Source organism: Mordavella massiliensis, assembly GCF_016902415.1.
Taxonomy (GTDB): Bacteria; Bacillota; Clostridia; order Lachnospirales; family Lachnospiraceae; genus Merdimonas; species Merdimonas faecigallinarum.
In genome coordinates, this window is record NZ_JACJLV010000017.1 from 23,175 (window position 1) to 48,792 (window position 25,618).

Sequence of the window (25,618 nt, forward strand, 5' to 3'; positions counted from 1 at the left end):
AACGGATGAACCGTGTCATATTTCATATTGATGTGAATTCCGCCTACCTGAGCTGGACGGCGGTAGAACAGTTAAAAAGCGGCAGCAGCCTGGATATCCGGACCATCCCCGCCATCATCGGCGGGGACCGGGCGTCCAGGCACGGCGTCGTTCTGGCAAAATCCATTCCTGCAAAGAAATATGGCATCGTTACCGGCGAGCCGGTGGCAAATGCGCTGAGGAAATGTCCGAACCTCCATATGGAGCCGCCGGATCACAAGATGTATCACCGGTACAGCCAGGCGCTGATGGAATTTTTGAAAACATATTCCAGGGAGATCGAGCAGGTCAGTGTGGACGAGTGTTACATGGATTTTACGGAGGCTGCGAAGCGGTATTCTTCCCCGGTGGAAGGAGCCCTGGAACTGAAAAATGAAGTGAAACACCGGTTTGGATTTACGGTAAACGTGGGGATCTCCAGTAATAAGCTGCTGGCAAAGATGGCTTCGGATTTTGAAAAGCCGGACAAGGTACATACTTTATTTCCACAGGAGATCCAGGTGAAAATGTGGCCCCTGCCGGTGCGGGATCTGTACATGGCGGGAAAATCCAGTACCGAGACCTTAAAGAAGCTGGAGATCTATACGATCGGAGATCTGGCAAATACCGATCCGGCGATCCTGGAACTGCATTTAAAAAGTCACGGCCGCAGGCTCTGGGAGTTTGCCAACGGCATCGGGGATGATCAGGTTATCTCGGAACCGCCGGAGGCTAAGGGGATCGGGAATTCCGTGACACTTCCCAAAGATGCGGAGACAGAAGAAGAGGCAGAGGCGGTGCTGGAGCAGCTGGCGCAGAGCGTGTCCCGCAGGCTTAAGAAAGCGGGGCAGAAGGCGGGGATGCTGAGTGTGGAGATCAAATATTACACCTTTGAAAGCGTATCCCATCAGCGGCAGCTGGCAAAGCCCACCTATGACGCCCGGGACATTTACCAGGAGGCTGTGAGCCTGTTTCTGGAGCTGTGGAATCATCAGCCGATCCGTCTTCTTGGCATCCGGAGTTCCAAATTGTCGGAAAAAGGAGAGCCGGAGCAGTTAAGCATCTTTGATATTCAGGTGGAGCCGGAGGAGAAGCGCAGGAAAAAGCGGCAGTTAAAAGAGGCCATGGAGCAGCTCAAAGGGAAATATGGAAAAGAAGTAGTCCGCAAAGGAACCGGCTCCCTGCCCAAACAGGGTGTTGACAAATTTTGACGGAATCATTATACTTAAATGCATAAGAGCATCGGCGAATTATATTTTTATAGTTTGCGGGTGTTCTTTTTTTGCGGATATGATACAGAAAGAATACAGACAATAACAAAGGAAAGAGAGGAACGATTCGATGAAAAATGTGGATTGGAAAGAAATTGGCCTGGATGTTCTGGTAGACATTGTGGCGGGTATGCTGATTGCAGTGGGTGTCTATAATTTCGCGCTGAACGCGAATTTCCCGGTGGCAGGTTTCTCGGGAATCGCCATTATCATGTATCACCTGCTGGGGCTTCCGGTAGGTATCGGAACCATTATCCTGAATATCCCGGTTTCGATCTTCTGTTATAAATTCCTGGGAAGGACATTTTTCCTGAAGTCCGTGAAATCCATGGTGATTTCTTCTGTACTGATGGACTATGTCGCGCCGTTACTTCCTGTCTATGACGGCAGCCGGTTCCTGGCGGCCCTTTGCATGGGAGTTCTGTGCGGGATCGGATACGCCATGATCTTCATGAGAGGATCTTCTACCGGCGGCCAGGACTTTATCAGCGTATCGATCAAAAAGGTAAAGCCGCATATTACCCTGGGCATCATTACATTTGTACTGGATATGGTGACCATCGTTCTTGGTACGGTGCTGGTATTCGGCGATGTGGACGGCCTGATCTATGGTATTATCGTTACTTACCTGATGGCGATCGTAATGGACCGGATCATGTACGGTATTGATGAAGGAAAGCTGACCTTGATCGTGACGGAGCGGGGCGAAGAAGTGGCGGAACGGATCGATGAGTATTCCGGCAGAGGTTCTACCATTCTGAAAGGAATGGGAAGCTACAGCAAGGCGAAAAAAGACGTGGTTATGTGTGCCTGCAACAATAAGCAGATGTATACCATCAAGAAAATGGTGCACAAGATCGACCCCAAAGCATTTACCATTATTATGGAATCCAATGAAGTAGTGGGAGAAGGATTTAAAGAAGAAATTTCAGAACTGTAAATATGGGAAAAGTGTGATATAATTTTGTAATCACATGAATGCAGAAGAAAAGGAGCAGACCATGCCAGTTTTTGATTTTAATAACGCGCCGGCAAAGGATCAGGAGCCGGAGTGCACTTATGAAGTATTCTATTCCAACGAAAGGACCGCTTCTGCGGATCATCCGATGCTGGTCCTTGGTGATAAAGAGGCGGGACTTTCCCATCACGCCTGCGGAGTATTTACCAATCCGGTCCGGAAGACCGCTTTTGAATGGAAAGAGGGCGGGGAGACCTGCAGCGTGGATATCGTAAAGATTGACGCCCGGTTTGTCAGCCTTCTGAAGTGGCTGGGGGAAAATCATATCAATGTGTGCCTGTCCGGAGAGGAGAGGGAGGAAGGCTATTGTGTCTACCGGATCCGGGAGATGGCTTTTGGCGGAGGGTCCAAGCTGTCTGCAGAAGACGGATTTCTCCAGTTTATGATTGAACGGCTTCTTTCCAGTGATGCGCCTTCCATGGAGATTCCGGAGGAGGAAGAAGAGGAGGCCGGCGACAGCATGAAGCTGACCAGCATCCAGAGTATTACAGACTTTATGAACTGCGCGGGCCGGACCCTGCCGGATAATATCCGTCTCTGGGCCAGACGGAATCTTGCGGTGGCCCGTTCCAGCGAGGTGTCGGCAGAAGAACGCCGTCATGCCCAGCGGGCGTTGTCGATCATGATGAATATTCAGTGGAAGGGAAATTATTTTCCGGCGGTGGATCCGAAAGAGGCCAGAAGGATCCTGGATGAAGAACTGTACGGTATGGAACAGGTCAAGCAGCGGATCATTGAGACCATTATCCAGATCAACCGGACCCATACTCTTCCGGCTTACGGAATCCTGCTGATCGGACCTGCGGGAACCGGGAAGTCCCAGATCGCCTATGCGGTGGCCAGGATTTTGAAACTCCCCTGGACCACGCTGGATATGAGCTCCATTAACGATCCGGAGCAGCTGACCGGAAGCTCCAGGATCTATGCCAACGCCAAGCCCGGAATTATCATGGAAGCATTTTCCATGGCAGGCGAGTCCAACCTGGTCTTCATCATCAATGAGCTGGATAAGGCGGCGGCCGGGAAGGGAAACGGCAATCCGGCGGATGTGCTTTTGACTCTTTTGGATAATCTTGGATTTACAGATAATTATATTGAATGTATGATCCCGACGGTGGGCGTGTATCCCATCGCAACGGCCAATGACAAGGATCAGATCAGCGCGCCTCTGATGTCCCGGTTTGCGGTGATCGAGATCCCGGACTATACACCGGAAGAAAAGAAAGTGATCTTCTCTAATTATGCATTGCCGAAAGTTCTCAAGCGGATCGGCATGGAGAAGGATGAATGCACCCTTACGCCGGAAGGATTGGATGCAGTGATCGAGATCTATAAAAAGACCAGCGGCATCCGCGACCTGGAACAGGCGGCCGAGCACCTGGCGGCAAACGCCCTGTATCAGATTGAAGTAGATCACTTAAGATCCGTCACCTTTGACGGGGAAATGGTACGGAACCTGCTGGGGTAGTTCGGTATTGCAATTTTGGCGTCATGGTTTCAGACTCTGCAGCTGGAGAAAAGAAGAACAAAAAAGACATGAAAAAATCCACTGTATCGAAGTTGACATTTCGTACAGTGGATTTTAATTTGTTATTTCATCCAATGGACTATACCTCTCTTTTCATTAGATTATGAATGTTAAGCTTAAGTTTTTGGTGGTCCGTCCTCCTTGTTATTTGATGGCTTAATAATAACTCGCAAAACACAAAATGTCAATACAAAAACTGAAAAAAATATAATAAAATTAAAATATACAGAATATTTAGCTTCGGAATATTCTGTTTGTGTTGAAGAGGGAGACAGATCCATGATAAGATGATTCTAATTATAAATGTGTGTTAGGGATGTGTAAAAAATGATCTATTATTTATTCGTGATCAACGTGATAACCTTTGCGGCCTTCGGGCTGGATAAAAGAAAAGCAAAAAAACGAAAATTCCGGATCAGGGAGAGCGTATTGCTCGGGCTGGCGCTGATCGGAGGATCCCTTGGAGCAATGGCAGGGATGTTCCTGTTTCATCATAAAACAAGAAAACCCGCATTTCGGATCGGGATTCCCGTCCTCTTTTTGCTGCAGGGAGTCATATGGATCCTGATCGCCGGAATGGAAATGGGGACGTAGACCTTTTGCAAAGGTCTACGTCCCCATTTCCATTTGCTTACCATTTTATTTCCATTATTGAGCATTTATGGTATAGTCGTTTTCTTCTGTTGTTACAGGTACATCTGCATGAACAGAGCTGTTGTCGATCTCGACGGAGTAGGTTTTGTGGATCATGCAGTTTACCGGATCCTCGGTGGCGATGACGATGGCCAGGCTGTGGCCGGGCTCTACTGTATACCGGGTTGCGTTCAGATAGATGTGGTAGTCGTGGTACTCGTCTTTCTTTAATTCGATGCTGTTTGCCGCGGTTTCGGGCTCGTATCCGGCTTCCGGATTGCAGAGATCTGCGAATGCGCGGGTGATGACGCGGTATTTTTTATGTACGGTGGTGAATTCTGCCTCGTCGAATGCCGGAAGGTCTCCGCCGTTTATGATACCGCCTTCTTTTACGGTGGTTACCGGAATGATGTTTCTCTCCGGGTCTGTGGTCTGGATGCTGTCAAATTCGGTGTCGCAGACATCGCAGAGAAGTACGGCGATTTCCACATCGTCCATTCTGCCGGAGATCCTGGAGGCGCCCAGTTTCATGGTCAGGGTGTCCACGTCGTTGCGGTTTTCGGGATGGAAATCTGCCTCTGCATCGCCGTCTTTTAATGCGGCTTTCAGATGCAGGCATACCGTACCCTGGATGGTGACTGCCTTCTCAAATGGGCGGGTGACATAGCGCTGTCCCATATTGGTGGAAGTGGTGCCCATCACATCGTCGAAGTTTTTGGCGCTGATTCCGGCAGCCTCCCAGTCGGTGTCGATCACGGCAGTTCCGGTGGATCCGCTGGTCAGCTTCATGCTGTGTCCGGTGTCCCAGGAGTCGGAAGTTTCCCATTTTCTCTGGTCATGGTTTGTCTGTACCAGGACGGCGGGCATGTCTTCTGCCTGATTCTCTACACCGTACAGATAATGGGTGATCCATTCATTTACGATGTCGTCATAAAATTTTCCGTCGATAAGGATACCATAGCCTTTGTTTGGCATGGTCGGTGTGATATGGGGACCCTGGTGCAGGATGGCCTTTACAGTCTGTCCGGCTTTCTGGAAGGACTTCAGCATCATTTCAAATTGTTTGGTAGAAACATTTTCGTCGTTGAGTCCCTGAACGATCAGCGCGGGGCACTTTATCTTGTCTGCGTTTAAGCGGTAATTTCCGCTTCCCCAGAATTTTTCATCGTAATCGAAACCGCATTTTAACTGCTGAAGGCTGAGTTCATGATGAAATGCGGCGATGTCGTCCAGCTGTTTTTCGGAAAGGGTGCTGTCGTTGTAGCGGCTGGAGCAGTAATAAGCCAGGAAACTGTTCAGCATTTCCTTTGGCCAGTAGCGCTGTGCGCCCTGCATGTTCTGCTGGCTGTACCAGTCGGCGATTCCTGCTACGGGAACGATGGTTTTCAGCCCTTCCACACCTGTGGTTGCGACTGCGAAAGGCATGGTGCCTGCGTAAGAACGTCCGGTCATGGCTACATTTCCATTGGCCCAGTCGGCTTTAGTGGTGATGGTGCCTTCCCGGTCTGCATAGGCCACCCGGTCGCCGTGGATCCACTCTACCACGGATTTGAAGGCGTCTCTTTCATACTCAGAACCTACATAGTTGAATCCGTCGGAGCCAAGGGCGCCAAATCCTGCGCTGACGATGACTGCAAATCCCCGCACCAGATAATAATTGAAACTGTCGATATTTTCATAAACCATGCTGTTGGTGCTGCCCTTGTCTTTATAGTACCAGTCGGAAGGATCCGCCTTTAAGGCCAGATCCATGGCGCTTGCGGAACCGGAAGGAACCCGGGGCGCGGCCTCATGATCCAGGTCGGCGAGATCAAATTTGCGGTATTCTTTTTCCGCCACCTCTTTCATGTGGTCGTAACCGTCCTCCTGGACGCCGGCGCAGTAGGGACGCGCCTCAAATAAGGTGGCAGCTTTGTAATTCCCTTCTACGGCGCTTCTTGGTACCTGGACAAAGACCTTGACCAGATCCCGTTTTCCGTCCCCGTCCATGTCGTAGTCGGATTCCACGTATACGCAGTATCTGACAATGTCTGATGTGGCAGGATCATATTTTTCTCCGGTTTTTCCGTCAGTAAAGGGGAAGACCGGCTGTGCCAGACCGTTTTCAAAAACCGGCACTTTGCTGTAATGCTTGTTTTCCATGATAAACCTCCCAAAAATATGATATGTGTTCTGATTGAACTTCTGATAAATAGTATAGATTTTCTTTTGGTTCTAGTCAATCACTCTGATATTTAAAAAAGATACCAAAAAGTTTCCGGTATGTGTTAGAATAAACAGGAAATCATTTGGGAGGTTTTAGAGATGAAGATAGCAGTAACTTATGATAATGGAAACATATTTCAGCATTTTGGAAGAACCGAATCGTTCAAGGTATACGAAGTGGAAAATAATCAGGTCATTTCCAGTGAAGTGATTGGTTCTAACGGCGTTGGACATGGCGCGCTGGCCGGACTTCTGGCGGAACAGAAGGTAGATGTGCTGATCTGCGGCGGCATCGGCGGAGGAGCCCAGGCGGCTCTTGCAGAGGCAGGTGTGGAACTTTGTTCCGGAGCCGAAGGAGACACCGATCAGGCAGTAGAAGCATATCTGAAGGGCGAACTGGTATCTACAGGAGCCAACTGTGATCATCATCACGGAGAAGGCCACAGCTGCGGGGATCATGAGGAAGGTCACAGCTGCGGAGATCATGAAGAGGGTCATTCCTGCTCAGGCGGCTGCGGGAGCAGCTGCGGCGGGGGATGCGGTACACAGCCGACACTGACCGGACGAAATGTGGGAAAGACCTGCCGTACTCACTATAAAGGCACATTTAACGATGGAACCAAGTTTGACTCTTCATATGACCGGGGAGAACCGCTGGAGTTTGTCTGCGGAGCCGGACAGATGATCCCTGGATTTGACGCTGCTGTTGCGGATATGGAAGTGGGACAGATTGTGGATGTGCATCTGATGCCGGAGGAAGCATATGGCATGCCGGACCCCAATGCAGTATTTACCGTGGAGATCGCACAGCTTCCGGGATCCGAGGAAGCACAGGTGGGACAGCAGGTTTATCTGACCAATCAGTATGGACAGCCATTCCCTGTGAAAGTGGCGGCAAAGGGAGAAACGACAATCACTTTCGATGCAAATCCTGAGATGGCTGGAAAAGAATTGAACTTCCGGATTGAGCTGGTTGAAGTACTGGAAGGGTGATGAGGAATTTGTTTCCTGTAATTGATAAGAAGAAAACCGGGATCCATTTGCGCAGGATTATGGATGAGCGTGCGCTGTCTGTAAAAGATGTTCAGGAATATCTGGGGCTTGCCAGTATCCAGAGCGTTTACCACTGGCTGAACGGAATCAGCATGCCAACCATTGACAATCTATATGCACTTAGCGAGTTGTTTCAACTCCCGGTAGATGAAATGTTGTGCGGAACCAGGCGATATGACTACAAGACGCCCGGTAAACAGAACGCCTGGGTGAAACGCCTGCAGGCATATCGTGAAAAGCTGCAGGAATATAAAGCAGCGTAAAACATTTATACTACAAGTTCAATGACAAAAATAGGATCCTCCCTTAAAATGATTCCTATAGAGATCAGGAGTTGTTTTAAGGGAGGAATTTTTATGGGCGAAAAGATGCTTGTGACGCAGGCTCTGGATGAGAGAGATCTGCTGGTAAAGAAGATAGGTGATAAGATTGAGAAGGCGAGCTTTGTAGATACGATCCGGCCAAATGAGGACAAGGTTTATGCGAAGCGGGTCGACAGGGCAGAATTTGCGAAAGAGGCGGAAGCTTCTTATCAGCAGATTCATGACTTGATCAAACGGTTCCAGAAGATTGACGCCGCGATCGTAGATTCCAATGCCAGGACAGAAGTGAAGACTTCTTACGGAACTTTTACAGTAGCAGGCGCCATTTCTTTGAGAAGCAGGCTTCATGGCATGGATTCATACGAAGGAGACGCTGATTTTGAAGGAAAACTGCAGGATAAATTAAATAGCGAATACAATGAACGCGTACGTTTTTGTGATCTGAAGAACAGCCAGCTTCAGACCACTGCCGAAAGTATGCGGCTGAGTATTTTAGGGCGTGATGCAAAGGCAAAAGATGACAGGCCGTTAGACGTGGTTGATACATACGTAAAGGAGAACACGACAGAGCTTGTAGATCCACTGGATGTAAAGACGAAGCTGGAAGAACTTGAGGAAAAGAGAAATATCCTTCTTGCGGAACTGGATACACAGATCAAAGTATCTAATGCAACTACGTTTATTGAGATTGTATAGAGGCATTGCTTACATTACGAAAATTCCGGACTCAGTTCCCCTGCAGCAGGGTAATGCTGCCTGGTGAAAACACCAAATTTGATTAAGTTGGGAAACTCAATAAAGAAGTGGCGCAGCTGGTAGCGCACATGGCTTGTAACCATGATGTCGCAGGTTCAAATCCTGTCTTCAGAAGATTGAGGGAATGAATGATGTGAAAGAACATCGCAAATCGTTAATCGTTTTGGATTTTGTCTGAACTGTTAACTGTGAATGGTCAATTGTTTTCTTCTTCAATAGTTTTGGGTAAATGGGGAACTTTTCTTCAGGCATAGAAATGTGCCGAAATCCATGGGACAGGTTAAGGCGCTGAACTGATTGGCCGGGAATAAACCTCATGGCTGTAATGCAGGCAATAATATCAGAGAAAGGCTGCGGTGTATGCCGCAGCCTTTCTATACACGGGAGGACAGTGATGAAACGAAAGAGAGAGACGTCTGCTAATAGCATCTGGAACAAAGAAGGATTCCTGATGTGTGGTCTGGGAGAAAATTTTACGAACGAAGAGGGGATTTTAGTTAATGATACTTGTTATGAAGAATGGGATAAAATCTTAGACCGTATGATTTTTTTGTGGAAAGAATCGAATGAGTATACATGTGCCAGACAGAATCCTTACGAAGAGGAATACGCGAAAGCGCATGAGGAATTTACGGAAAAATATGGCTTTCATATCGGAATACATCGAAGGATGAAGCGCTGAATATGTTAAAAGAGTATTTCTTCTGCCTGTGGGATTAGAGGGGCGAATCGCCTGCCCCAGTTTCAAAGGGAATACGAAATTTATTGCTCTCGATGTTCCATTCCCCATACGCATAATTGATCCAGCACCGCCATAAGAGAGTGTCCCTTTTCTGAAAGAGAATATTCTACTTTCGGCGGGATCTGTGGATATACTTTGCGGATGATCAAATTGTCGGATTCCAGTTCCTTCAGATTCTGACTCAGGGTTTTATCGGATACTTTCTTTAAATAGCGCTGCATTTCATTAAAACGGACGGGTTCATATTCCATCAGACAGTAAAGGATGACAGGCTTGTATTTTCCTGCTATCAGTGAAAGCGTGTAACTATATCCGGTATCATTAAAATTAGCGTTTTCAATATCTTTTTTACTCATTAAGCTTACCTCTGAGAAAGTACCTTACATTTACGAGGGTACTTTTAGTTACTTCGGTGCTATGTTATCATAGATTTGAAACAAAAACAATAAAAACAGGAGGCTGATATGATGAGAAAAGATATTAAAACAACGGAAGGTATTTTCCCGATGCCTGTACTTATGGTGGCTACCTATAATGAAGATGGCAGTGTGAATGTGATGAATGCCGCATGGGGGACTATGCAGGCAAGAGATCATGTAGCCCTGAACCTGACGGAAACACATAAAACTGTTCAGAATATTAAGGCCCGGAAAGCATTTACGGTCAGCATAGCAGACGCTTCGCATGTAGTGGAGGCGGATTATTTTGGCGTGGAATCCGGAAATAGAACACAGAAAAAATTTGAAAACAGCGGATTGACCGCCGTAAAATCCGAACACGTTGATGCGCCTGTTATACAGGAATTTCCGCTGTGCCTGGAATGTGAATTTATAGAGTATCAGGAGGGAGAATATGGTTGTGGAGTTATTGGGAAAGTGGTAAACACAACTGCTGATGAGAGAGTCATGGATGACGATGAGGTTGATATCTCTAAGGTTGATGCAATTGCATTTGACCCATATACACACGGCTACTATAGGGTTGCGGAGAGAGTCGGCGAAGCATTTAAAGATGGACTGCAGTTAAAAAAATAAGCGGGGCAACAGACTTGATACTATTTCAAAAATAAAAACAGGAAATCCGTTGATAAATTTTGAATCTGGAGGTATACTACCGATAGAGGGAATTTATTAACGGAAAAACTGTTTTTAATTTGGAGGGACTCAATATGAAACTTTTGAGAATCACAGCAGAGGGGTTGCCGCTTTTTAAGGAAAAGCTTGATATATGCTTTTATGCTCAGCAAAGAGTGGCGGAGGACCAGAAAGATATCCTTTATTCCTTGTTTTCAAATATATATTTGAATCCAGCTAATGGTTTTATAGGAATCAATGCTTCAGGAAAAACATCTGTCTTAAAAGTTATACTTTTGTCATTGGGGGTAATCAATAATGAGCCGATCAACCACATCGAAACCAGGGATATTCTTGGAAACGCGGAAAAGGCAGTATTGAACATTTTTTTCTACTCAGAGTTAAATAAAGAGATATGCCGTCTTGAAACCATGATAACTTCGAAGCAGACTAAGACAGAGGGGATTGTATATAGAATTTTGTCTGAAAAAATATGGTCAAAGCAGACGGACGAGGTAATCACACGAAAATCCATGCTTGATTTTGATGACAAGGAGCCTGTAATGTTTAGAAGCGGACAGGAGGATTTCCTGTCAGATGATGTCAGTATCATGATCGCCCGGAATAAGAAAACAGGGGAAAATATGAGGGTGGTGAATTTACTGCAATTCACAAATATAAATGTCCTTCCTTTTTCTGACAATATACCGGCAGAGGTTATTACCTATTTGGATCCAACAGTTGAACGCCTGGAGTTCGATGAGAAGGATCAAAAAACAGTCATCCGCCTGAAGTTCAAGGGGAAAGACGAGATTGTGATGAATGATCCGATCCAGTTGAATAATTATCTCTCTTCTGGTACTGTGAAGGGCATGATTACTTTTACGTTGGCTCAGGAAGTGCTGCAAAAGGGCGGCTATATTGTAGTTGATGAGATAGAGAACCATTTTAATAAAGAAATCGTAACTACATTGATGCGTTTCTTTATGGATAGCAAGTTGAATAAAAATGGCGGTACCTTGATTTTTTCAACGCATTATCCTGAATTGCTGGATGAATACGACAGAAATGACAGTATTTTTATAATCAGAAACAGAGACGGGATTACAGTTGAAAACCTGAGCACAATTTTGAAAAGGAATGATATAAAGAAGAGTGACGCATATCAGAGTGGCTTCCTGGAAGGAACAACTCCTATGTATGAAGCCTATATGCGGCTGAAGAAAAGTATGGCTGCAGCACTTAAGTAGGAGGCGGTCTATGGAATTAGCAAAATATAAAGCCTGCATATGTGAGGGGGCAGCTAAAAATGCTATCATAGACATTCTTTTGGATCATAATCTTTTGATTTTTACAAGAGAGGAAATGTTGGAAGAAGAAGTTATTCGCTGCAGGGATGGCAAGCACTTTGAAGAGAAGTATTTGCGAAAAGGTTTCCTGGATAAGATCTCAGTAATTCGGATTCTTGACTCGCGACGCGAGAACTTTAAACTTAGCAAGTCCATCCAGCCAGATTGAACACACTGATACTGACCGGAGAATTGTGGACATATCTTGCAGACCTGAACGAACAGGCACAGGAACGGTTAGACACTATCATGGAGCAGATGAAAGCTACCGAGGGCGTGACAGAGGAATTAAAGCGTACTTCTCAAATGGAATGGGTGCAGCGTTGCAATAACATCCGTAACCGGGCAGAAGAAATTGTTCTGCATGAGATGATCTATTCATAAGGGTATGATATAGGGAAACGATATCTGAAACATGGTATCGTTTCCTGTTTTTATAAATATTTGTGTAACAGAAAATGGGTGTAAGGTTGACATTACAAGAAAAAACATATATAATTATTGTAATGTTAACCTTACTTTTGGAGGAACTATGAAAAACAGAATAAAAGAATTGCGAGAACAGCGAGGGCTGACGCAAGAGCAATTAGGAGAACTGGTTGGAGCTTCAAGGCAGGCGATAAATGCCATAGAAACAGAAAAATTCGAACCATCTATCTGGCTTGCATATGATATTTCTAAAGTGTTTGAGTGTGCCATTGAGGATGTATTTTTATTTGATGTAAGTCCTAGAAAATCAAGAGCTGACAGTAGCAGACAGGAGGTAAAAAGTGGCAACAAGATTTCTTCGCTATGACAGCGACCCTATATTAAGAAAAAAATGTAAAGCTGTCCTAAAAGTTGATGATAAAATCAGGCAGCTCTTAGATGATATGCTTGATACATTACATGAAACAGAAAATGGAGCTGCACTGGCAGCAAATCAGGTTGGTGTTTTGAAACGGTTGGTTGTCATTGATTTTAACGACACACGATTAAAACTTGTAAATCCGCAAATGATAAGCCAAAGCGGTGTGCAGGAATGTGTTGAGGGATGCCTTAGTTTCCCGAACCGTTTTGTAAAAACAATCCGTCCGCAAAAGGTCACGATTCAGGCACTCAATGAATATGGAGAGGAAATTATAGTTGACGGAGAAGATGAAATGGCAAAATGCTTCTGCCATGAGCTGGAACATCTGGACGGTATGATTTTTTTAGATAAAGCGATTGAAGAACTTTCTGCTTTGTAGTACAAATTGATAGATGCCATTTCGGAAAAAGAAAAAGGGGTTTTATGAGCAAGGTTATTATGATGTGCGGCGTATGTGGTTCTGGAAAGACTACTTACGCCAAGAAAAAAGAACAGGAAGGATATATCAGACTTTCCATTGATGAAGAAATGTGGAAACTTTATGGGAGAAAGGGAATTGATTATCCGGAAGAACAATATGAAAAATTGTCAGAGCAGGTGGAGACTGCGCTTCAAAAAAAGCTGCTATCTCTGATTCAGCAGGGAAAAGATGTTGTGATTGATTTTAGTTTCTGGAGTAAGGAAAATCGGAATTTTTATAAAGAGCTGATCCAAAAAGCAGGCGCTGAAACGGAACTTGTCTATATGAAAGCCAGTAAAGAGCTTTTGCAAAAAAGACTATATAAAAGAAATCAGGTCTTAAATGCCAATTCGCCGTTTGTGATAACAGATGAAATATTGGAACATCATTATCACGCATTTCAGGAGCCATGCGGCGAAGGAGAAAAAGTAATTTTGCAGAAAGAGGATATTATGTAATATTCAAATTTCAACTGAATAACCACAGCACAAACCGCTGTTACATGGAAGCTAACAAACCATGCAACAGCGGTTTTTCTTTACCGTTTTTTCCTCTGACTGATAGGCGTTCCCATTTTCTTTGATTTTTTGAGAATCCGAATCAGCCAGCGAAATTCTTCATCTGACAGATTTTTATAGTTGATACCAAGGTGCTTGCAATAAAGAACAACCAGCTTTTCATCCCGACTGCCTTTGAAATTTTCGACCGCTTCCAGATTTTCTTTCAGTTCATCGGCAACAGTGGTCTGGGGCGCACTCTCACTGTCCTTTTTGTGGGCTTCCCGAATATCCCGGATAATCCGGTTGAGGTCATCCAGAACCATGTGGCTGAAATACTCATCATCGCTGATATGGGCAGCTTGCAGCACCTTCAAATGTGGGTCATCTTCGCCGGGGCGATACCGTTCAATGATTTCATGCCGGACAGTATCGACAAGTGCATTGAGGTTTTGAATCTGCATGGTGGCAATCCCGTCTACATAAATCTCAATATCTGCAAGAAACTTGATAAAATCTTTATGTGTGGCAAGCTCACAGAGCAGACGGTTGTTAATCCGACCGCTTTTCAGAAGTGCGACCATCTCATCATTCAAGTGCAGCTCCGTCAATGGCGTGTTGATCTGCTCCCTGTTCTCTGTCCGGCACAGCAGATAATCAACGGAAACTCCATAGAAGTCTGCCAGCGTGATAAGGTTGCCATGATTGATTTCCTTATAATCCTCTTTTTCATAACTTCCAAGAGCCGGAACGCCTGACAGATGATGATGTCATGCTGTTGTTGAAACTCATTTTTCACAGACAGGACACGCAGGAACTATTGAAAAAAATGCTGGAACGGGAGAAGCCGGAAACCCCTTAGTTTACTAAGGGCGCAATTATACACCACCCAAAGGTTAGTGCATTGCGTTCTCCGAAGGCTCCTTGCCGGAGGGCTGTGATTTTTCGCAGTCATGGTCTACTCCAAATCATACAGGGGACGCTACGCCGTCTCCGCTCCGCTTCGGTCGGTGCAGGGCAAACGTCCACTGGACGTTTTGCACCCCTGCGCTGGCTGCCGCCAGCTACCCTTTTGTGGACTTGCCATCTGGGGACACCTTGCGTTGCAAGCTGTTCCCAGCCGACAAGTTTCATAAAATATGCTATCTTTTCGATAGGTAATAAAGTATAATAAAGTCAGCAATAAATCGTAATTTATCAGAAAATGAGGAATAGTTGAAATGGAGGCGCTATAATAACATGAAGATTGAAGGGAACCAGAAAGAACTGGATGCAATGGTAGAATTTCATAAGGGAAACCGTGTCGAGGGGCTGAGACTGCAAGAAGAATTTGCAGCGGAATTTCGTAAGGAGTATAAAGACAAAGATCACTGTCCTTGCCTGAAAGCCTGTCGTTATCACGGAAACTGTAAGGAATGTGTAGCAATCCACAGAGCGCATCAGGAACATGTTCCTAATTGTATGCGACCATTGATTAATAAAAAATTGAAATTGATGTCAGAATTAACAGAGCATACCTTGGCAAATGAAATAGAAGCTTCACATGAGATTTTAAGAAAATAGGCAAGTCAAATTTCAGCAGGATTTTTGTTTCTGGATAAAAACGATATGCCGATGGTTGCCCTTCACTGGGAAAAGTATCTGGAGCATATCATTCAGAAATACAACAGGATTTACCGTATCCAGATGCCGAAAGTTACCCCTCATGTATGCAGGCACACCTTTTGCTCTAATATGGCAAAATCCGGGATGAATCCGAAAACCTTGCAGTATATCATGGGTCACGCAGACATCAGTGTAACCTTGAACACTTACACCCATGTGAATTTTGATGATGCAAAGGAAGAAGTATATCGGATAGCGAATAGTTAAAAAAGCCCGTTGGTAAGGACGCTTGCTTTACCAATGGATTTACCAAGATTGCAGGGAAAAACATAAGAAAATATGAGAAGATTTGAGAAGATACCTTGAAAAGAAAGGAAAACTCAAAAGTCGGAAAATCCTGAAATATCAAGCGTTTGAGAAGAAATACAAGACTTAAATGGAGATATAAAAAGATGATAAAAATACTTTTCATTTGCCACGGCAATATCTGCCGCAGTACCATGGCACAATTTGTTTTTCAGGATATGGTAAATAAAGCCGGCCTTTCGGACCGGTTTCACGTTGACTCCGCGGCCACCAGCCGGGAAGAGATCGGCAATCCGCCCCACCACGGGACAGTCCGCAAGATGCAGGAGGTTGGAGTGCCCGTCCTGCCCCACCGGGCGCGGCAGATGACAAAAAAGGATTATCAGACTTACGATTACCTGATCGGTATGGATGCGTGGAATATCCGCAACATGCAGCGCATTGCCGGCGGAGATCCGGACGGCAGGATCTGCATGCTGCTGGATTTCACAGACCGCGCGGGCGAAGAGATCGCAGACCCCTGGTACACCGGTAATTTTGATGTTACCTACCGGGATGTAAAAGAGGGCTGCGAAGGTCTTCTGAGTAAGCTTACTGCGCAGATTTATTGATCGTATCCTGGATCAGGCAGTAAGAAACAATGCCAAGGCCGAAAAGGCCGAGGATCAGGAACAATATATTGGAATTGCCGTAAGGATTTCCCTTGATCCGGTCGCAGCGTTCGCCCATTTTATAGAGCCAGTACCAACCATAGATGCCGCAGGTAATAAAGGTAAAGAGAAATACCATGCCGCCGGTGGTGGCATTGGTCTCTCCGGCAAGTCTGTTGACCTCATCATTGATCATGATCATCCAGTAGATGCCATAAATCCCGCAGGTGATAATGGTAAAGAGGATGCAAAGAGCAATGTTGCGCGGTGAGATCCCCGGATAACCTCCGGAGGGCTGCTGCGCGTATCCTGCCTGGCCGTTATAATTCTGCTGATACTGATAGTTCTGTTGATAGTTTTGCTGATAGTTTTGCTGATAATTCTGCTGATTCTGCTGCTGGCCGGCATTGTGAAGATCCGGGATCGGACTTCCGCATTCGCGGCAGACAGAAGCAGCGTCTTCGTTTTGTGCTCCGCACTTCGGACAATATTTCATGAGATGCCTCCTTTGTATTGAAAAAGAATTTTCCTCATCATACCACAAAAGAGGATGCAGTACAATACGTGCGGTAGAATGCAGATACAGAGCAGAAGAAGAAATATAAAAATGAACAGCAAAAACCCCGGTGGCTGGCCGGGGCTTTTGCTGTTGTCGTTATAGTTATCTAAAGGAATGAGAGAGAAAGTGCAGCACCTGGGAACTTCTCCCAAGTGCATTTACTTTATGAGGGGGAGATAGTTGATGTCTTGTTCAACTATCTGAGTCATATTATAAAAGGTAATTATGTCCAAAGTATGTTAAATCCCTAAAAGAAAACGAAAATTTCTTAAGCAGCTATTAAGAAATCATAAGGAAAAACTGATGCCTGCTTGATTCTTCCAATAATTGTGAGTATGATAGATGTAAATGATCTGGGAATGTGAGAGGAAATGTCATGGAGGATTCATATGTATTAGAGCTGACAGAGCCGAAATTCAAGGATTTTCATCTGGTATACTGCGGCTATGCGCAGTGCGAGGCCTGCCACAGCTACGGACCGGCCACCCGGCCCAATTATATTATCCATTATATTCTGGAGGGAAAGGGCGTTTACCAGGTGGGCGAACGGAAATACCAGTTGTCCGCAGGACAGGGATTCCTGATTGAACCGGACACGCTGACCTTTTACCAGGCTGATCCGGAGGAGCCCTGGAGCTACCTGTGGGTAGGCGTTGGCGGAGAAGAGGCTGGAAAATACATCCGGGATATCGGGCTGAACGGAAACCAGCTGATCTTTCAGTATGAAGACGGGGAACGACTGAAAAGGATCGTGCTGGATATGCTGAGACATACGAAGGTCACAATGGCAAATCTTTACTATCTGCAGGGGCGGCTCTATGATTTCTTCTCCGCGCTGACGGAAGATGAAGTGATCGATTCCTGCGTGGATATTTCCAAGGAGAGTATTTATATCCAGAAGGCGGTGACCTTTATCCGGAATAATTATTCCAGAGGTTTGAATGTGGCGGATATCGCAGTTCATATGAATGTGAACCGCAGTTATCTGTATACGCTGTTTAAAAACAACCTGGGCATGTCTCCCAAGGATTTTCTGACAAAGTTCCAGATTTCCCAGGCAAGGGAGCAGCTGAACCTGACAGATCTGTCCATCGAGGAGGTGGCGGAGGCCTGCGGCTACCGCAGCTGTCTGGTCTTTTCCAAGGCATTTAAAAAGGAAAACGGAATGACGCCCACGGAATACCGGAAACGCCGGCGCCTGGAGACGAAGCACAGACCGTCTGCAGGTCCGGAAGAATGGAAGGGGATCGGACGAAAGGTCCGGTTTACAATAGAAGAGGAAAATGAGGTGACAGACAAATGGGAAAATATGTAATGGCGCTGGACGCAGGGACAACCAGCAACCGCTGTATTTTGTTTGATAAATCCGGTAAGATCATCAGCATCGCGCAGAAGGAATTTACTCAGTATTTTCCGCAGCCCGGATGGGTGGAGCATGATGCGGACGAGATCTGGTCCACGCAGCTTGGTGTGGCGGTAGAAGCCATGTCCAAGGTAGGGGCTTCGGCGGAAGATATTGCGGCGATCGGCATCACGAACCAGAGAGAGACGGCCATCGTATGGGATAAGAAGACCGGAGAGCCGGTGTGCCGCGCGATCGTCTGGCAGTGCCGGCGGACAGCCGCATACTGCGACCAGTTGAAGGAACAGGGCTATACCGATATGATCCGGGAGAAAACGGGGCTGATCATCGACGCGTATTTTTCAGGGACAAAGATCCGCTGGATCCTGGATCATGTGGAGGGAGCCAGAGAAAAAGCGGAAAAAGGAGAACTGTTATTTGGCACTGTGGAAACCTGGCTGATCTGGAAGCTGACAAAGGGAAGAGTGCATGTGACGGATTATTCCAATGCTTCCAGGACCATGCTCTTTAATATCAATACGCTGGAGTGGGATCAGGAGATCCTGGATCTTTTGCAGATCCCGAAGGCCATGCTGCCAGAGCCCATGCCTTCCAGCTGCGTGTACGGACATACAGATCCGTCTTATTTTGGCGGGCCGATCCCGATCGGCGGCGCGGCAGGAGACCAGCAGTCCGCTCTGTTCGGGCAGGTATGCTTCCATCCGGGAGCTGCCAAGAACACCTATGGTACGGGATGCTTCCTGCTGATGAATACGGGAGAGAAGCCGGTATTTTCCCAAAACGGGCTGGTAACCACCATCGCCTGGGGACTGGACGGGAAAGTGGAGTATGCCCTGGAAGGTTCGATCTTTGTGGCCGGGGCTGCCATCCAGTGGCTCAGGGACGAGATGCGTCTTATTGATTCGGCGGCGGATTCGGAATATATGGCAGGTAAGGTGAAGGATACGAACGGCTGCTATGTGGTTCCCGCATTTACAGGCCTTGGAGCGCCCCACTGGGATCCTTATGCCAGAGGTACCATCGTTGGCATCACCCGCGGCGTGAACAAATATCATATCATCCGGGCAACGCTGGAATCCCTGGCTTATCAGGTCAATGATGTACTGGGAGCCATGGAGGCGGATTCAGGGATCCCGCTGACATCACTGCGTGTGGACGGCGGGGCAAGCGCCAATGATTTTCTGATGCAGACCCAGGCGGACATCATCGGCGCGCCGGTCAAGCGTCCCAGATGCATTGAGACCACGGCCATGGGAGCCGCCTATCTGGCGGGTCTTGCGACCGGCTACTGGAAGAGCAGAGAAGAGGTAAAAGAAAACTGGGCCATTGACCAGGTTTTCGAGCCGGCCATTGACGAGGAAGAACGGAAACAGAAGATCAAAGGCTGGAATAAGGCAGTGCGCTGTTCTTATCACTGGGCAAAAGAAGAGGAGTAATCAAGATGGAAAAGATAAAAATGACCTGTACAGGCTGCCGGAACGGCTGCCTGATGACCGTCACGGTGGAAGACGGAGAAGTGGTAAATGTAGACGGAAACGGGTGTATGCGGGGATATGCCCGCGCGCAGGAGAATGTTTCCTTTTCCGAAAATGCAGGGGAATAATCTGTAAAACTGCATAAAAAAATATTGTTTTTGTGGACTTTTTTGCCACAATATACTAATATAGTAATATCGACGCAATTTGAAAGAAGGAAGGGAAAGAAATACTATGAAAAGAAATGTTATCGTAGGACAGTCCGGAGGCCCGACTGCCGCTATTAACTCAAGCCTTGCAGGTGTATACCGTACAGCCAAGGACCGTGGAGCAAGCAAGGTATACGGCATGCTTCACGGCATTCAGGGACTTCTGGAGGAAAAATATATTGACCTTGCAGATCACATCAAGACAGAACTGGATGCAGAACTCTTAAAGAGAACACCGGCTGCGTTCCTTGGATCCTGCCGTTATAAACTGCCGGAGATCCATGAGAACCGGGAAGTGTATGAGAAGATCTTTGAGATCCTGGATAAGCTGGATATCGAGGCATTTATTTACATCGGCGGAAATGATTCCATGGATACGATCAAAAAATTATCCGATTATGCGATCATTACCGGACATCCTACCAGATTTATCGGATGCCCCAAGACGATCGACAATGACCTGGCTCTGACAGACCATACACCGGGTTACGGAAGCGCGGCAAAATATATCGGAACCTCTATGAAAGAGATCATCCGCGACGGATTCTGTCTGGAATATGAGAAAGGTATCGTGACTATCGTAGAGATCATGGGAAGAAACGCAGGATGGCTGACCGGAGCTTCCGCACTTGCAAGAGGCGAGGACTGCGAAGGACCGGATCTGATCTACCTGCCGGAGATCCCGTTTGACATTCATGAATTCAGCAACAGAGTGAAGAAGCTGATCGAAGAAAAGCCGTCCATCGTGATCGCAGTATCCGAGGGAATCCGCACACCGGACGGAACCTATGTATGTGAGCTGGGCAACAGCATTGACTTTGTAGATGCTTTCGGCCACAAACAGCTGTCCGGAACCGCATCCTATCTGGCAAGCTTTATCGCCGGAGAGCATGGATGCAAGACCCGCGCCATTGAGCTGAGCACCCTGCAGCGTTCCGCTTCACACACAGCTTCCCGTGTAGATATCCTGGAAGCATATCAGGTAGGCGGCGCGGCAGTAAAAGCGGCTGACGAGGGAGATTCCGGCAAGATGGTAGTTCTTCAGAGACTGTCTGATGATCCGTATCAGTGCGGAACAGAAGTGAAGGATGTACATAAGATCGCCAATGACGAGAAACTGGTTCCAAGAGAATGGGTGAACGCAGACGGCACTTATGTAACCAATGAGTTTATTTCCTATGTACGTCCGCTGATCCAGGGAGACGTGTCTCCGGTTATGGTAGACGGTATCCCGAGACATCTGTACGCACCGAAGGAATTAAGCCACAGATAAGAACAGACGTCCTTTTTCAGGCGGCAGAAAAAAGTTCTGCCGCCTGTTATTTTTTACTTGTTTTTTTCAGCGGAATCCAGTAATATAGAAATTACTCTAAATGCATTTCCAGAGTTCTTAATTAAGATTCAAAAGACAAAATCTTTCATCAATTCAATTAGTTCCAATTATTTAACCAATGGAAAACAATTTAAAAACGAGGTGATGTAAGTGGCAGTCAAAGAAGGCTATGACGTACTGCGTCTCATTGAACACGGGCAGGTCTGCTATATCAGTTCTGAGTATGTTGCCGGAAAGCCGCTGGCCGTATGGCTGAAATACCATCCCCGCCTGCCAAAAGAGCAGCTGATTGGCTGGATCCTGTGTATGGCGCGGCAGCTGGAGATGCTGCACAAGTGTAAAAATCATCCCTGCTGCCGGTATGTCAATCCCTACAGTATGATCATTTCTGAGGAAGGCGGATTGTATCTGGCGGATATGCAGGCAGGCTCCAACGAAGACCTGCTAAGGCTGATGCGCAGAAAAAGTATCCGGGAGCATTTTCTCCCGCCGGAAGAGCCTTACTACCGCAAGGCTTCTGTAGCGCTGGACGCTTACGGACTTGGACGGACGATCCAGTATCTTCTTGCGATGTCGGAACCGGACCCGCCTCTGGGGAGAAGGGAAACGGCAAAGCTTCAAAAATTAATCTCCCGCTGTCTGAAACTCTCATCAGGCAAACCCATTCAATCCATTTCAGAAATTCGAAAATATATCCCGGTTTATCAGGAAACGCAGAAGCGTGCCATTCAAAAGGGGCGTAAAATCCTTGTGGCTGCAGCACTTCTTACGGCTCTTGGCGCGCTGGGAAGATGGGGAATATCCGGAATCCGGGACGGGGACGCCAGGGCTCTTGCGGCAGGAGAGGAGGTGGGAGAAGGATCTGGAGAAAATGTAAATGAAGCAGAAACTTCCGGAGAAATAAAAGCAGACGGAGACAAAGAGAAGGACCGGAAGGAAACGGAAAAAGAGAGGATCCGTCTTGCGCTGGCGTATTTTCTGGAGATCGGTGATTATCAGAAGGTACAGGAAACCCTGGAACCAGTCCTTCAAACAAGCCGGACGGCAGAAGAGTTATCTGCGGTGGCAGAAGCTTTCCTTTCACCGGACACTTTTGCGGAGGAAGAGACAGAGACAACACAAAAGGATACGGAAACCTCCTGGGAAGCGTGGAAGCATCATCTGGAACAGCTGGAAGAGCTGGCATCGGAAGGCGGCTGGAACGAGGAAGAAGAGGTGGCGTTTTGGAGATGCCTGATCCGGGGATACCAGCTGTCTGACGAAGATGAAGCGGCAAAAGAAGTGATCCGGCTGGGCGAATCCTGTCTGGAACAGGATGTTCTTGAGGAAGCCGCAGAGCAGGAGGTCCGGGCAGATATGGCAGGCGCCTATGAACGGACAGGCGAAGAAGAGACGGCGGCCGAATGGTATGCCCGGCTTTTGGAGCAGGCAGAGGAAAAAGAGGAGAGAAAAGAATACTTCACGAAAGCGGCGGCCCTGTATGAGCAGTGTGGCAGAACGGATCTGGCGCTGGAACTCTGCGCCCAGGGGATCAAAGAATTTCCGCAGGAACGCGCCCTTCAGATTCAGCACATCCGCCTGCTCTGCCAGGATCCTTCTGTGGACCGGGGGATCTGCGCACAGACCATTCGAGAATATCTGAGCCGCGACAACACGCTGGCGGACAGCGAAGAGTTTCAGAAACTACAGAAAGAATACGGGATCAAAGTGGAAGGAGAAGAGGTATGGGTCGGAGAATGAAGAGCATTGTGGCTTTACTGATGGTGCTGGCGCTGCTGTACTGGCAGCAGGACGAGCTGGGCTATGAGATCAGTTACGCGGCGGAAGAAGAGACGGAAGAAAAACCGGAAGAGAAACCATCCCCCTCAGAGGGAGAAGAGACCGGAGAGGAAGAACCGGAAGGAGAGAAGCCGGGAGATTCGCAGGAAGAACCAGAGGAAAAACCAGAAGAAAAACCACAGATTCGGAAATATGAGATCGTGATCCCTGAGGCGGATGGACAGAACGGATATTATATCTCCTGTCCTGTCATCAAGATCCGCCATGTCAGTGAAGCCGGAAAAACACTGTGCCGGCTGACGGATCATACAGGACGGATCTTCGAGCAGACACTGGAGCATACCGGCGACATGGCAGAGTTTGGGAAGGAGCATTTCAGCGAAGGGGAAAACAGGCTGGAAGTGTGGATGACGGACGAAGACGGAAAGGAGCTGGAAGAATTCCGCTTCCAGAAGACGTTTCAGATCGATAGAAAAGCGCCGGTTATCAGCATGCAGGCGCCTCAGGGATTTGATCACTGGTACGCAGGAGAAGTTTCTCTTTTGGTAAAGGCGGCGGACGGGGCAGCAGGAAGCCGGGTGGCAGGGATCCGGTGCAGCTCCAACGGGCAGGTTCTGGGGCAGACCGGTGAGGCGGAAGCGACGTTTACCGTACCTTTCTTTTCGCAGAACGGTCAGCCGGTGCGTGTGGAAGTGCGGGCAGTGGATCATGCGGGAAATGTGGCCTGGCAGGAGTGTGAGCTTCTGATCGACGGAGAAGCGCCGGAAGCAATGATCGAGGGAGTCCACGACTATATGATCACCAGTCAGCCGGTAACAATCCGCTGCGTGGCACGGGATGAGAATATACTTGCGAAGACTGTGGCAAAGGCAGAACAGGAAAGCCCGGACGGGGCGCTTACAAGCCGGGAGATTACCGGGTGGACACAGACAGAAGCCGGAACGGCGGCAGAAATCCTTCTGGAAACGGACGGAAGTTACCAGATCTCTATGGAAGCGGAAGACCAGGCAGGGCATAAATCTTCGGCTTCCAGGAAACTGACAGTTGACCGGCATAATCCGGTAATCCGGCATGTGGATGAACTGGACGGAACGTATCAGAAGAGTTTTTGCCTGGAACACAGCGGCAGTGATCTGATCTGGGACTTCACTACATTTACCTATTCGGTCACGCTGGACGGGAAACTCTATCCTTCCGGTGAGACGGTGGACCGGGAAGGCGTGCATGTTCTGGAGGTAAAGGCTGTAGATTCAGCGGGGAATACGGGCACGGCAAGGGCACAATTTGTCATAGACCATACCGCGCCGGTGGTAGTGTTCCAGGATGTGGAGGAAGGCGAAAGCTATGAGGAGAAAAAGAGTTTTCAGGTCACGCTGGAAAATCAGGCGGATGAGATCCAGGAGATCCGGATCAACGGGATCCGTCAGAAAACCAGCCCTTCCGGCAAGATCTACCGGTACACTGTGGAAGAAGAAAAGGCTTATGAAATATCTGTAAAAGCTGTTGACAGGGCGGGAAACCAGACAGTGCAAAGACTGACCTTTGAGGTTGTGCCCAAAATGACACTGGCGGAAAAGATTTTGGAACCGGTGAAGAAAACGCTGGGAATGGAAGAGACCAGGGCCAAAGAAAAGGACGAAGATCTGCAGGAAGATCCGGGAAGAGAAAAGACAGGGGAATGGCAACTGGTGCTTGGATCCTGCGCAGGACTTGCGGCCATCGGAGGAGCAGGATGGATCGTCCGGAAGAAGAAAAAACTGAAAGCATAAGAAAAGCCCCTGGCTGTATGATGTAAGAAGAATTATATGGAGATTATACAGGAATTGAAGTATAATAAAGAAAGCATCAGACATCAGCAGCGGGGGTGATCTTAAATGGGTAAATATATGAAGAGAAATGTATACGACCAGATGCTCCGATGGAAACAGCGTCCGGAGCACACTACGCTGGAAGTGTCAGGGGCCCGGCAGACAGGGAAAACATACATTGTAAACAAGTTTGCGGATGAACAATATATTGTCATTATAGATGAAATCCAGGAGTCTGCGGCGATTTATAACCGGATACGGGAATTTACCCGCCGGCTGAAAAGTGATTTTATTATTACAGGAAGTTACCTGGGGCTGACCAGTTATTTCCTGACGCATATTGGATGCCCGGAAAGCGCGGTATCAGGAATCGTAAATGAGAATTTTGTGTTTCTGGATCTGAAACAGCGGATCATACCGCCTGCCGGTATTGCGTTGGAGACGCCAGCGTTTGCAACAATGGGCAATTGTTTATGCCAAAGGAAATACCCATGGCGGGGTAAAGGATCAGGTGTTTACCATTCCAGTTTATGGAATCGGGAAGTTTGAATTCTAGAGCGGCGGGAAGTGGTGTAGTAAAAGGGATGGTAAAAGACCTGAAAACAAAGTATAATAAGGAAAAATGTGGCGATATAGTGATTGTAAAGAAGGTGACAAACTATAAATAGTCAAGAGGTTTATAGATTTTTTCTCTGTAAAAAAAGGGTAACTTTAATAGACCATCTGAATACATCGTATTTCAGATGGAACAAAGT

At 47.2% G+C, this 25,618-nt stretch carries 26 protein-coding genes, 1 tRNA gene and 4 pseudogenes; 27 read left to right on the plus strand and 4 right to left on the minus strand.

The genetic code is table 11. The features are described 5' to 3' along the window. Nucleotides 1–5 precede the first annotated feature (5 nt). The 4 genes from H6A13_RS06610 to H6A13_RS06625 all read left to right on the plus strand — a co-directional run bounded on the left by H6A13_RS06610 (nucleotide 6) and on the right by H6A13_RS06625 (nucleotide 4,429). Nucleotides 6–1,229, plus strand: coding sequence for a DNA polymerase Y family protein (locus H6A13_RS06610; protein WP_204908830.1), 1,224 nt, complete (start codon nucleotides 6–8; stop codon nucleotides 1,227–1,229). Between the two features lie 130 nt (nucleotides 1,230–1,359). Continuing rightward, nucleotides 1,360–2,229 (plus strand): YitT family protein, encoded by an 870-nt coding sequence (locus H6A13_RS06615; RefSeq protein ID WP_204908831.1) that lies wholly within the window; start codon nucleotides 1,360–1,362, stop codon nucleotides 2,227–2,229. 61 nt (nucleotides 2,230–2,290) lie between these two features. Beyond that, entirely contained in the window at nucleotides 2,291–3,775 is a 1,485-nt protein-coding gene (locus H6A13_RS06620) for an AAA family ATPase (RefSeq protein ID WP_204908832.1), read from the plus strand. 387 nt (nucleotides 3,776–4,162) lie between these two features. Then, a complete protein-coding gene (locus H6A13_RS06625) occupies nucleotides 4,163–4,429 on the plus strand; it encodes a DUF1294 domain-containing protein (RefSeq protein WP_204908834.1) in 267 nt (88 codons plus the stop codon). Between the two features lie 54 nt (nucleotides 4,430–4,483). Here H6A13_RS06625 and H6A13_RS06630 read toward each other — a convergent pair whose 3' ends face one another. Further along, on the minus strand, nucleotides 4,484–6,610 hold the full coding sequence (locus tag H6A13_RS06630; protein WP_204908835.1) for a CocE/NonD family hydrolase: 2,127 nt from the start codon (nucleotides 6,608–6,610) through the stop codon (nucleotides 4,484–4,486). A gap of 162 nt (nucleotides 6,611–6,772) precedes the next feature. Between H6A13_RS06630 and H6A13_RS06635 the strand changes: the two genes are divergently transcribed. The 5 genes from H6A13_RS06635 (at nucleotide 6,773) to H6A13_RS06655 (ending at nucleotide 9,487) form a co-directional block, all read left to right on the plus strand. Then, nucleotides 6,773–7,666, plus strand: a complete 894-nt coding sequence (locus tag H6A13_RS06635) for an FKBP-type peptidyl-prolyl cis-trans isomerase (RefSeq protein ID WP_204908836.1) — start codon at nucleotides 6,773–6,775, stop codon at nucleotides 7,664–7,666. Next, complete coding sequence (locus H6A13_RS06640; RefSeq protein WP_204908837.1) at nucleotides 7,666–7,989, plus strand: helix-turn-helix domain-containing protein; 324 nt, start codon at nucleotides 7,666–7,668, stop codon at nucleotides 7,987–7,989. The genes H6A13_RS06635 and H6A13_RS06640 overlap by 1 nt, the downstream gene beginning before the upstream one ends. Nucleotides 7,990–8,082: 93 nt before the next feature. Beyond that, nucleotides 8,083–8,745, plus strand: a complete 663-nt coding sequence (locus H6A13_RS06645) for a hypothetical protein (RefSeq protein ID WP_204908838.1) — start codon at nucleotides 8,083–8,085, stop codon at nucleotides 8,743–8,745. A gap of 101 nt (nucleotides 8,746–8,846) precedes the next feature. Further along, a tRNA-Thr gene (locus tag H6A13_RS06650) sits at nucleotides 8,847–8,915 on the plus strand. Nucleotides 8,916–9,199: 284 nt separating this feature from the next. Beyond that, entirely contained in the window at nucleotides 9,200–9,487 is a 288-nt protein-coding gene (locus H6A13_RS06655) for a hypothetical protein (RefSeq protein WP_204908839.1), read from the plus strand. 80 nt (nucleotides 9,488–9,567) lie between these two features. On the opposite strand, the gene H6A13_RS06660 is transcribed toward H6A13_RS06655, so the two are convergent. Then, nucleotides 9,568–9,903 (minus strand): winged helix-turn-helix transcriptional regulator, encoded by a 336-nt coding sequence (locus H6A13_RS06660; RefSeq protein WP_204908840.1) that lies wholly within the window; start codon nucleotides 9,901–9,903, stop codon nucleotides 9,568–9,570. Between the two features lie 108 nt (nucleotides 9,904–10,011). On the opposite strand from H6A13_RS06660, the gene H6A13_RS06665 reads away from it, so the two are divergent. From H6A13_RS06665 to H6A13_RS06695, 7 genes and pseudogenes are all read left to right on the plus strand, one after another. Next, nucleotides 10,012–10,581 carry a flavin reductase family protein gene (locus H6A13_RS06665; protein ID WP_420827221.1) on the plus strand — a complete coding sequence of 190 codons (570 nt, stop codon included), beginning with the start codon at nucleotides 10,012–10,014 and terminating at the stop codon, nucleotides 10,579–10,581. A gap of 134 nt (nucleotides 10,582–10,715) precedes the next feature. Beyond that, nucleotides 10,716–11,870 (plus strand): AAA family ATPase, encoded by a 1,155-nt coding sequence (locus tag H6A13_RS06670; protein WP_204908841.1) that lies wholly within the window; start codon nucleotides 10,716–10,718, stop codon nucleotides 11,868–11,870. Between the two features lie 10 nt (nucleotides 11,871–11,880). Further along, nucleotides 11,881–12,138 (plus strand): hypothetical protein, encoded by a 258-nt coding sequence (locus H6A13_RS06675; protein WP_243416535.1) that lies wholly within the window; start codon nucleotides 11,881–11,883, stop codon nucleotides 12,136–12,138. Beyond that, nucleotides 12,117–12,353 (plus strand): annotated as a pseudogene (locus tag H6A13_RS06680) (TnpV protein); the annotation flags it as partial. The gene H6A13_RS06675 and the pseudogene H6A13_RS06680, both read left to right, overlap by 22 nt. A gap of 148 nt (nucleotides 12,354–12,501) precedes the next feature. After that, complete coding sequence (locus tag H6A13_RS06685; protein WP_204908843.1) at nucleotides 12,502–12,765, plus strand: helix-turn-helix transcriptional regulator; 264 nt, start codon at nucleotides 12,502–12,504, stop codon at nucleotides 12,763–12,765. Beyond that, the gene (gene def / locus H6A13_RS06690; RefSeq protein ID WP_204908844.1) at nucleotides 12,740–13,198 is read left to right on the plus strand and encodes a peptide deformylase; all 459 of its coding nucleotides are present in this window, start codon (nucleotides 12,740–12,742) and stop codon (nucleotides 13,196–13,198) included. The genes H6A13_RS06685 and def overlap by 26 nt, the downstream gene beginning before the upstream one ends. Before the next feature lie 44 nt (nucleotides 13,199–13,242). After that, nucleotides 13,243–13,737 carry a P-loop nucleotide/nucleoside kinase family protein gene (locus H6A13_RS06695; RefSeq protein WP_204908845.1) on the plus strand — a complete coding sequence of 165 codons (495 nt, stop codon included), beginning with the start codon at nucleotides 13,243–13,245 and terminating at the stop codon, nucleotides 13,735–13,737. 80 nt (nucleotides 13,738–13,817) lie between these two features. On the opposite strand, the pseudogene H6A13_RS06700 reads toward H6A13_RS06695, so the two are convergent. Then, nucleotides 13,818–14,522 (minus strand): annotated as a pseudogene (locus H6A13_RS06700) (helix-turn-helix domain-containing protein); the annotation flags it as partial. Between H6A13_RS06700 and H6A13_RS06705 the strand changes: the two are divergent. The 4 genes and pseudogenes from H6A13_RS06705 to H6A13_RS06720 form a co-directional block, all read left to right on the plus strand. Next, nucleotides 14,516–14,638, plus strand: a pseudogene (locus H6A13_RS06705) (DUF3847 domain-containing protein); the annotation flags it as partial. The pseudogenes H6A13_RS06700 and H6A13_RS06705 sit on opposite strands and share 7 nt — an antisense overlap. Nucleotides 14,639–15,015: 377 nt before the next feature. After that, entirely contained in the window at nucleotides 15,016–15,339 is a 324-nt protein-coding gene (locus H6A13_RS06710) for a hypothetical protein (RefSeq protein WP_055290862.1), read from the plus strand. A 15-nt stretch (nucleotides 15,340–15,354) separates the two neighbouring features. Beyond that, nucleotides 15,355–15,648: pseudogene (locus tag H6A13_RS06715) on the plus strand (tyrosine-type recombinase/integrase); the annotation flags it as partial. Nucleotides 15,649–15,833: 185 nt separating this feature from the next. Continuing rightward, nucleotides 15,834–16,298 carry a low molecular weight protein-tyrosine-phosphatase gene (locus H6A13_RS06720; protein WP_204908846.1) on the plus strand — a complete coding sequence of 155 codons (465 nt, stop codon included), beginning with the start codon at nucleotides 15,834–15,836 and terminating at the stop codon, nucleotides 16,296–16,298. On the opposite strand, the gene H6A13_RS06725 is transcribed toward H6A13_RS06720, so the two are convergent. Next, on the minus strand, nucleotides 16,279–16,833 hold the full coding sequence (locus tag H6A13_RS06725; protein WP_204908847.1) for a DUF4234 domain-containing protein: 555 nt from the start codon (nucleotides 16,831–16,833) through the stop codon (nucleotides 16,279–16,281). The two genes, H6A13_RS06720 and H6A13_RS06725, sit on opposite strands and share 20 nt — an antisense overlap. A 439-nt stretch (nucleotides 16,834–17,272) precedes the next feature. On the opposite strand from H6A13_RS06725, the gene H6A13_RS06730 reads away from it, so the two are divergent. The 7 genes from H6A13_RS06730 (at nucleotide 17,273) to H6A13_RS13490 (ending at nucleotide 25,412) form a co-directional block, all read left to right on the plus strand. Further along, a complete protein-coding gene (locus tag H6A13_RS06730) occupies nucleotides 17,273–18,211 on the plus strand; it encodes an AraC family transcriptional regulator (protein WP_204908848.1) in 939 nt (312 codons plus the stop codon). Continuing rightward, nucleotides 18,196–19,695, plus strand: a complete 1,500-nt coding sequence (gene glpK, locus H6A13_RS06735) for a glycerol kinase GlpK (protein WP_204908849.1) — start codon at nucleotides 18,196–18,198, stop codon at nucleotides 19,693–19,695. The genes H6A13_RS06730 and glpK overlap by 16 nt, the downstream gene beginning before the upstream one ends. A 5-nt stretch (nucleotides 19,696–19,700) precedes the next feature. Further along, nucleotides 19,701–19,862: a molybdopterin-binding domain-containing protein gene (locus H6A13_RS06740; protein ID WP_204908850.1), complete on the plus strand. Its 162-nt coding sequence runs from the start codon at nucleotides 19,701–19,703 to the stop codon at nucleotides 19,860–19,862. 106 nt (nucleotides 19,863–19,968) lie between these two features. Then, the gene (locus H6A13_RS06745; RefSeq protein ID WP_204908851.1) at nucleotides 19,969–21,216 is read left to right on the plus strand and encodes a 6-phosphofructokinase; all 1,248 of its coding nucleotides are present in this window, start codon (nucleotides 19,969–19,971) and stop codon (nucleotides 21,214–21,216) included. Nucleotides 21,217–21,426: 210 nt separating this feature from the next. Next, nucleotides 21,427–23,016 (plus strand): serine/threonine-protein kinase, encoded by a 1,590-nt coding sequence (locus tag H6A13_RS06750; protein WP_204908852.1) that lies wholly within the window; start codon nucleotides 21,427–21,429, stop codon nucleotides 23,014–23,016. Continuing rightward, nucleotides 23,001–24,824: an Ig-like domain-containing protein gene (locus H6A13_RS06755; RefSeq protein ID WP_204908853.1), complete on the plus strand. Its 1,824-nt coding sequence runs from the start codon at nucleotides 23,001–23,003 to the stop codon at nucleotides 24,822–24,824. The genes H6A13_RS06750 and H6A13_RS06755 overlap by 16 nt, the downstream gene beginning before the upstream one ends. Before the next feature lie 105 nt (nucleotides 24,825–24,929). Then, nucleotides 24,930–25,412 (plus strand): ATP-binding protein, encoded by a 483-nt coding sequence (locus tag H6A13_RS13490; RefSeq protein WP_338043023.1) that lies wholly within the window; start codon nucleotides 24,930–24,932, stop codon nucleotides 25,410–25,412. The last annotated feature ends 206 nt before the right edge of the window (nucleotides 25,413–25,618 follow it).

Excerpts from the sequence above, each read along its gene's own strand:
- H6A13_RS06610 (WP_204908830.1), top strand. The coding sequence starts at position 6 with ATGAACCGTGTCATATTTCATATTGATGTGAATTCCGCCTACCTGAGC.
- H6A13_RS06615 (WP_204908831.1), top strand. The coding sequence starts at position 1,360 with ATGAAAAATGTGGATTGGAAAGAAATTGGCCTGGATGTTCTGGTAGAC.
- H6A13_RS06620 (WP_204908832.1), top strand. The coding sequence starts at position 2,291 with ATGCCAGTTTTTGATTTTAATAACGCGCCGGCAAAGGATCAGGAGCCG.
- H6A13_RS06625 (WP_204908834.1), top strand. The coding sequence starts at position 4,163 with ATGATCTATTATTTATTCGTGATCAACGTGATAACCTTTGCGGCCTTC.
- H6A13_RS06630 (WP_204908835.1), bottom strand. The coding sequence starts at position 6,610 with ATGGAAAACAAGCATTACAGCAAAGTGCCGGTTTTTGAAAACGGTCTG.
- H6A13_RS06635 (WP_204908836.1), top strand. The coding sequence starts at position 6,773 with ATGAAGATAGCAGTAACTTATGATAATGGAAACATATTTCAGCATTTT.
- H6A13_RS06640 (WP_204908837.1), top strand. The coding sequence starts at position 7,666 with ATGAGGAATTTGTTTCCTGTAATTGATAAGAAGAAAACCGGGATCCAT.
- H6A13_RS06645 (WP_204908838.1), top strand. The coding sequence starts at position 8,083 with ATGGGCGAAAAGATGCTTGTGACGCAGGCTCTGGATGAGAGAGATCTG.
- H6A13_RS06655 (WP_204908839.1), top strand. The coding sequence starts at position 9,200 with ATGAAACGAAAGAGAGAGACGTCTGCTAATAGCATCTGGAACAAAGAA.
- H6A13_RS06660 (WP_204908840.1), bottom strand. The coding sequence starts at position 9,903 with ATGAGTAAAAAAGATATTGAAAACGCTAATTTTAATGATACCGGATAT.
- H6A13_RS06665 (WP_420827221.1), top strand. The coding sequence starts at position 10,012 with ATGATGAGAAAAGATATTAAAACAACGGAAGGTATTTTCCCGATGCCT.
- H6A13_RS06670 (WP_204908841.1), top strand. The coding sequence starts at position 10,716 with ATGAAACTTTTGAGAATCACAGCAGAGGGGTTGCCGCTTTTTAAGGAA.
- H6A13_RS06675 (WP_243416535.1), top strand. The coding sequence starts at position 11,881 with ATGGAATTAGCAAAATATAAAGCCTGCATATGTGAGGGGGCAGCTAAA.
- H6A13_RS06685 (WP_204908843.1), top strand. The coding sequence starts at position 12,502 with ATGAAAAACAGAATAAAAGAATTGCGAGAACAGCGAGGGCTGACGCAA.
- H6A13_RS06695 (WP_204908845.1), top strand. The coding sequence starts at position 13,243 with ATGAGCAAGGTTATTATGATGTGCGGCGTATGTGGTTCTGGAAAGACT.
- H6A13_RS06710 (WP_055290862.1), top strand. The coding sequence starts at position 15,016 with ATGAAGATTGAAGGGAACCAGAAAGAACTGGATGCAATGGTAGAATTT.
- H6A13_RS06720 (WP_204908846.1), top strand. The coding sequence starts at position 15,834 with ATGATAAAAATACTTTTCATTTGCCACGGCAATATCTGCCGCAGTACC.
- H6A13_RS06725 (WP_204908847.1), bottom strand. The coding sequence starts at position 16,833 with ATGAAATATTGTCCGAAGTGCGGAGCACAAAACGAAGACGCTGCTTCT.
- H6A13_RS06730 (WP_204908848.1), top strand. The coding sequence starts at position 17,273 with ATGGAGGATTCATATGTATTAGAGCTGACAGAGCCGAAATTCAAGGAT.
- glpK (WP_204908849.1), top strand. The coding sequence starts at position 18,196 with ATGGGAAAATATGTAATGGCGCTGGACGCAGGGACAACCAGCAACCGC.
- H6A13_RS06740 (WP_204908850.1), top strand. The coding sequence starts at position 19,701 with ATGGAAAAGATAAAAATGACCTGTACAGGCTGCCGGAACGGCTGCCTG.
- H6A13_RS06745 (WP_204908851.1), top strand. The coding sequence starts at position 19,969 with ATGAAAAGAAATGTTATCGTAGGACAGTCCGGAGGCCCGACTGCCGCT.
- H6A13_RS06755 (WP_204908853.1), top strand. The coding sequence starts at position 23,001 with ATGGGTCGGAGAATGAAGAGCATTGTGGCTTTACTGATGGTGCTGGCG.
- H6A13_RS13490 (WP_338043023.1), top strand. The coding sequence starts at position 24,930 with ATGGGTAAATATATGAAGAGAAATGTATACGACCAGATGCTCCGATGG.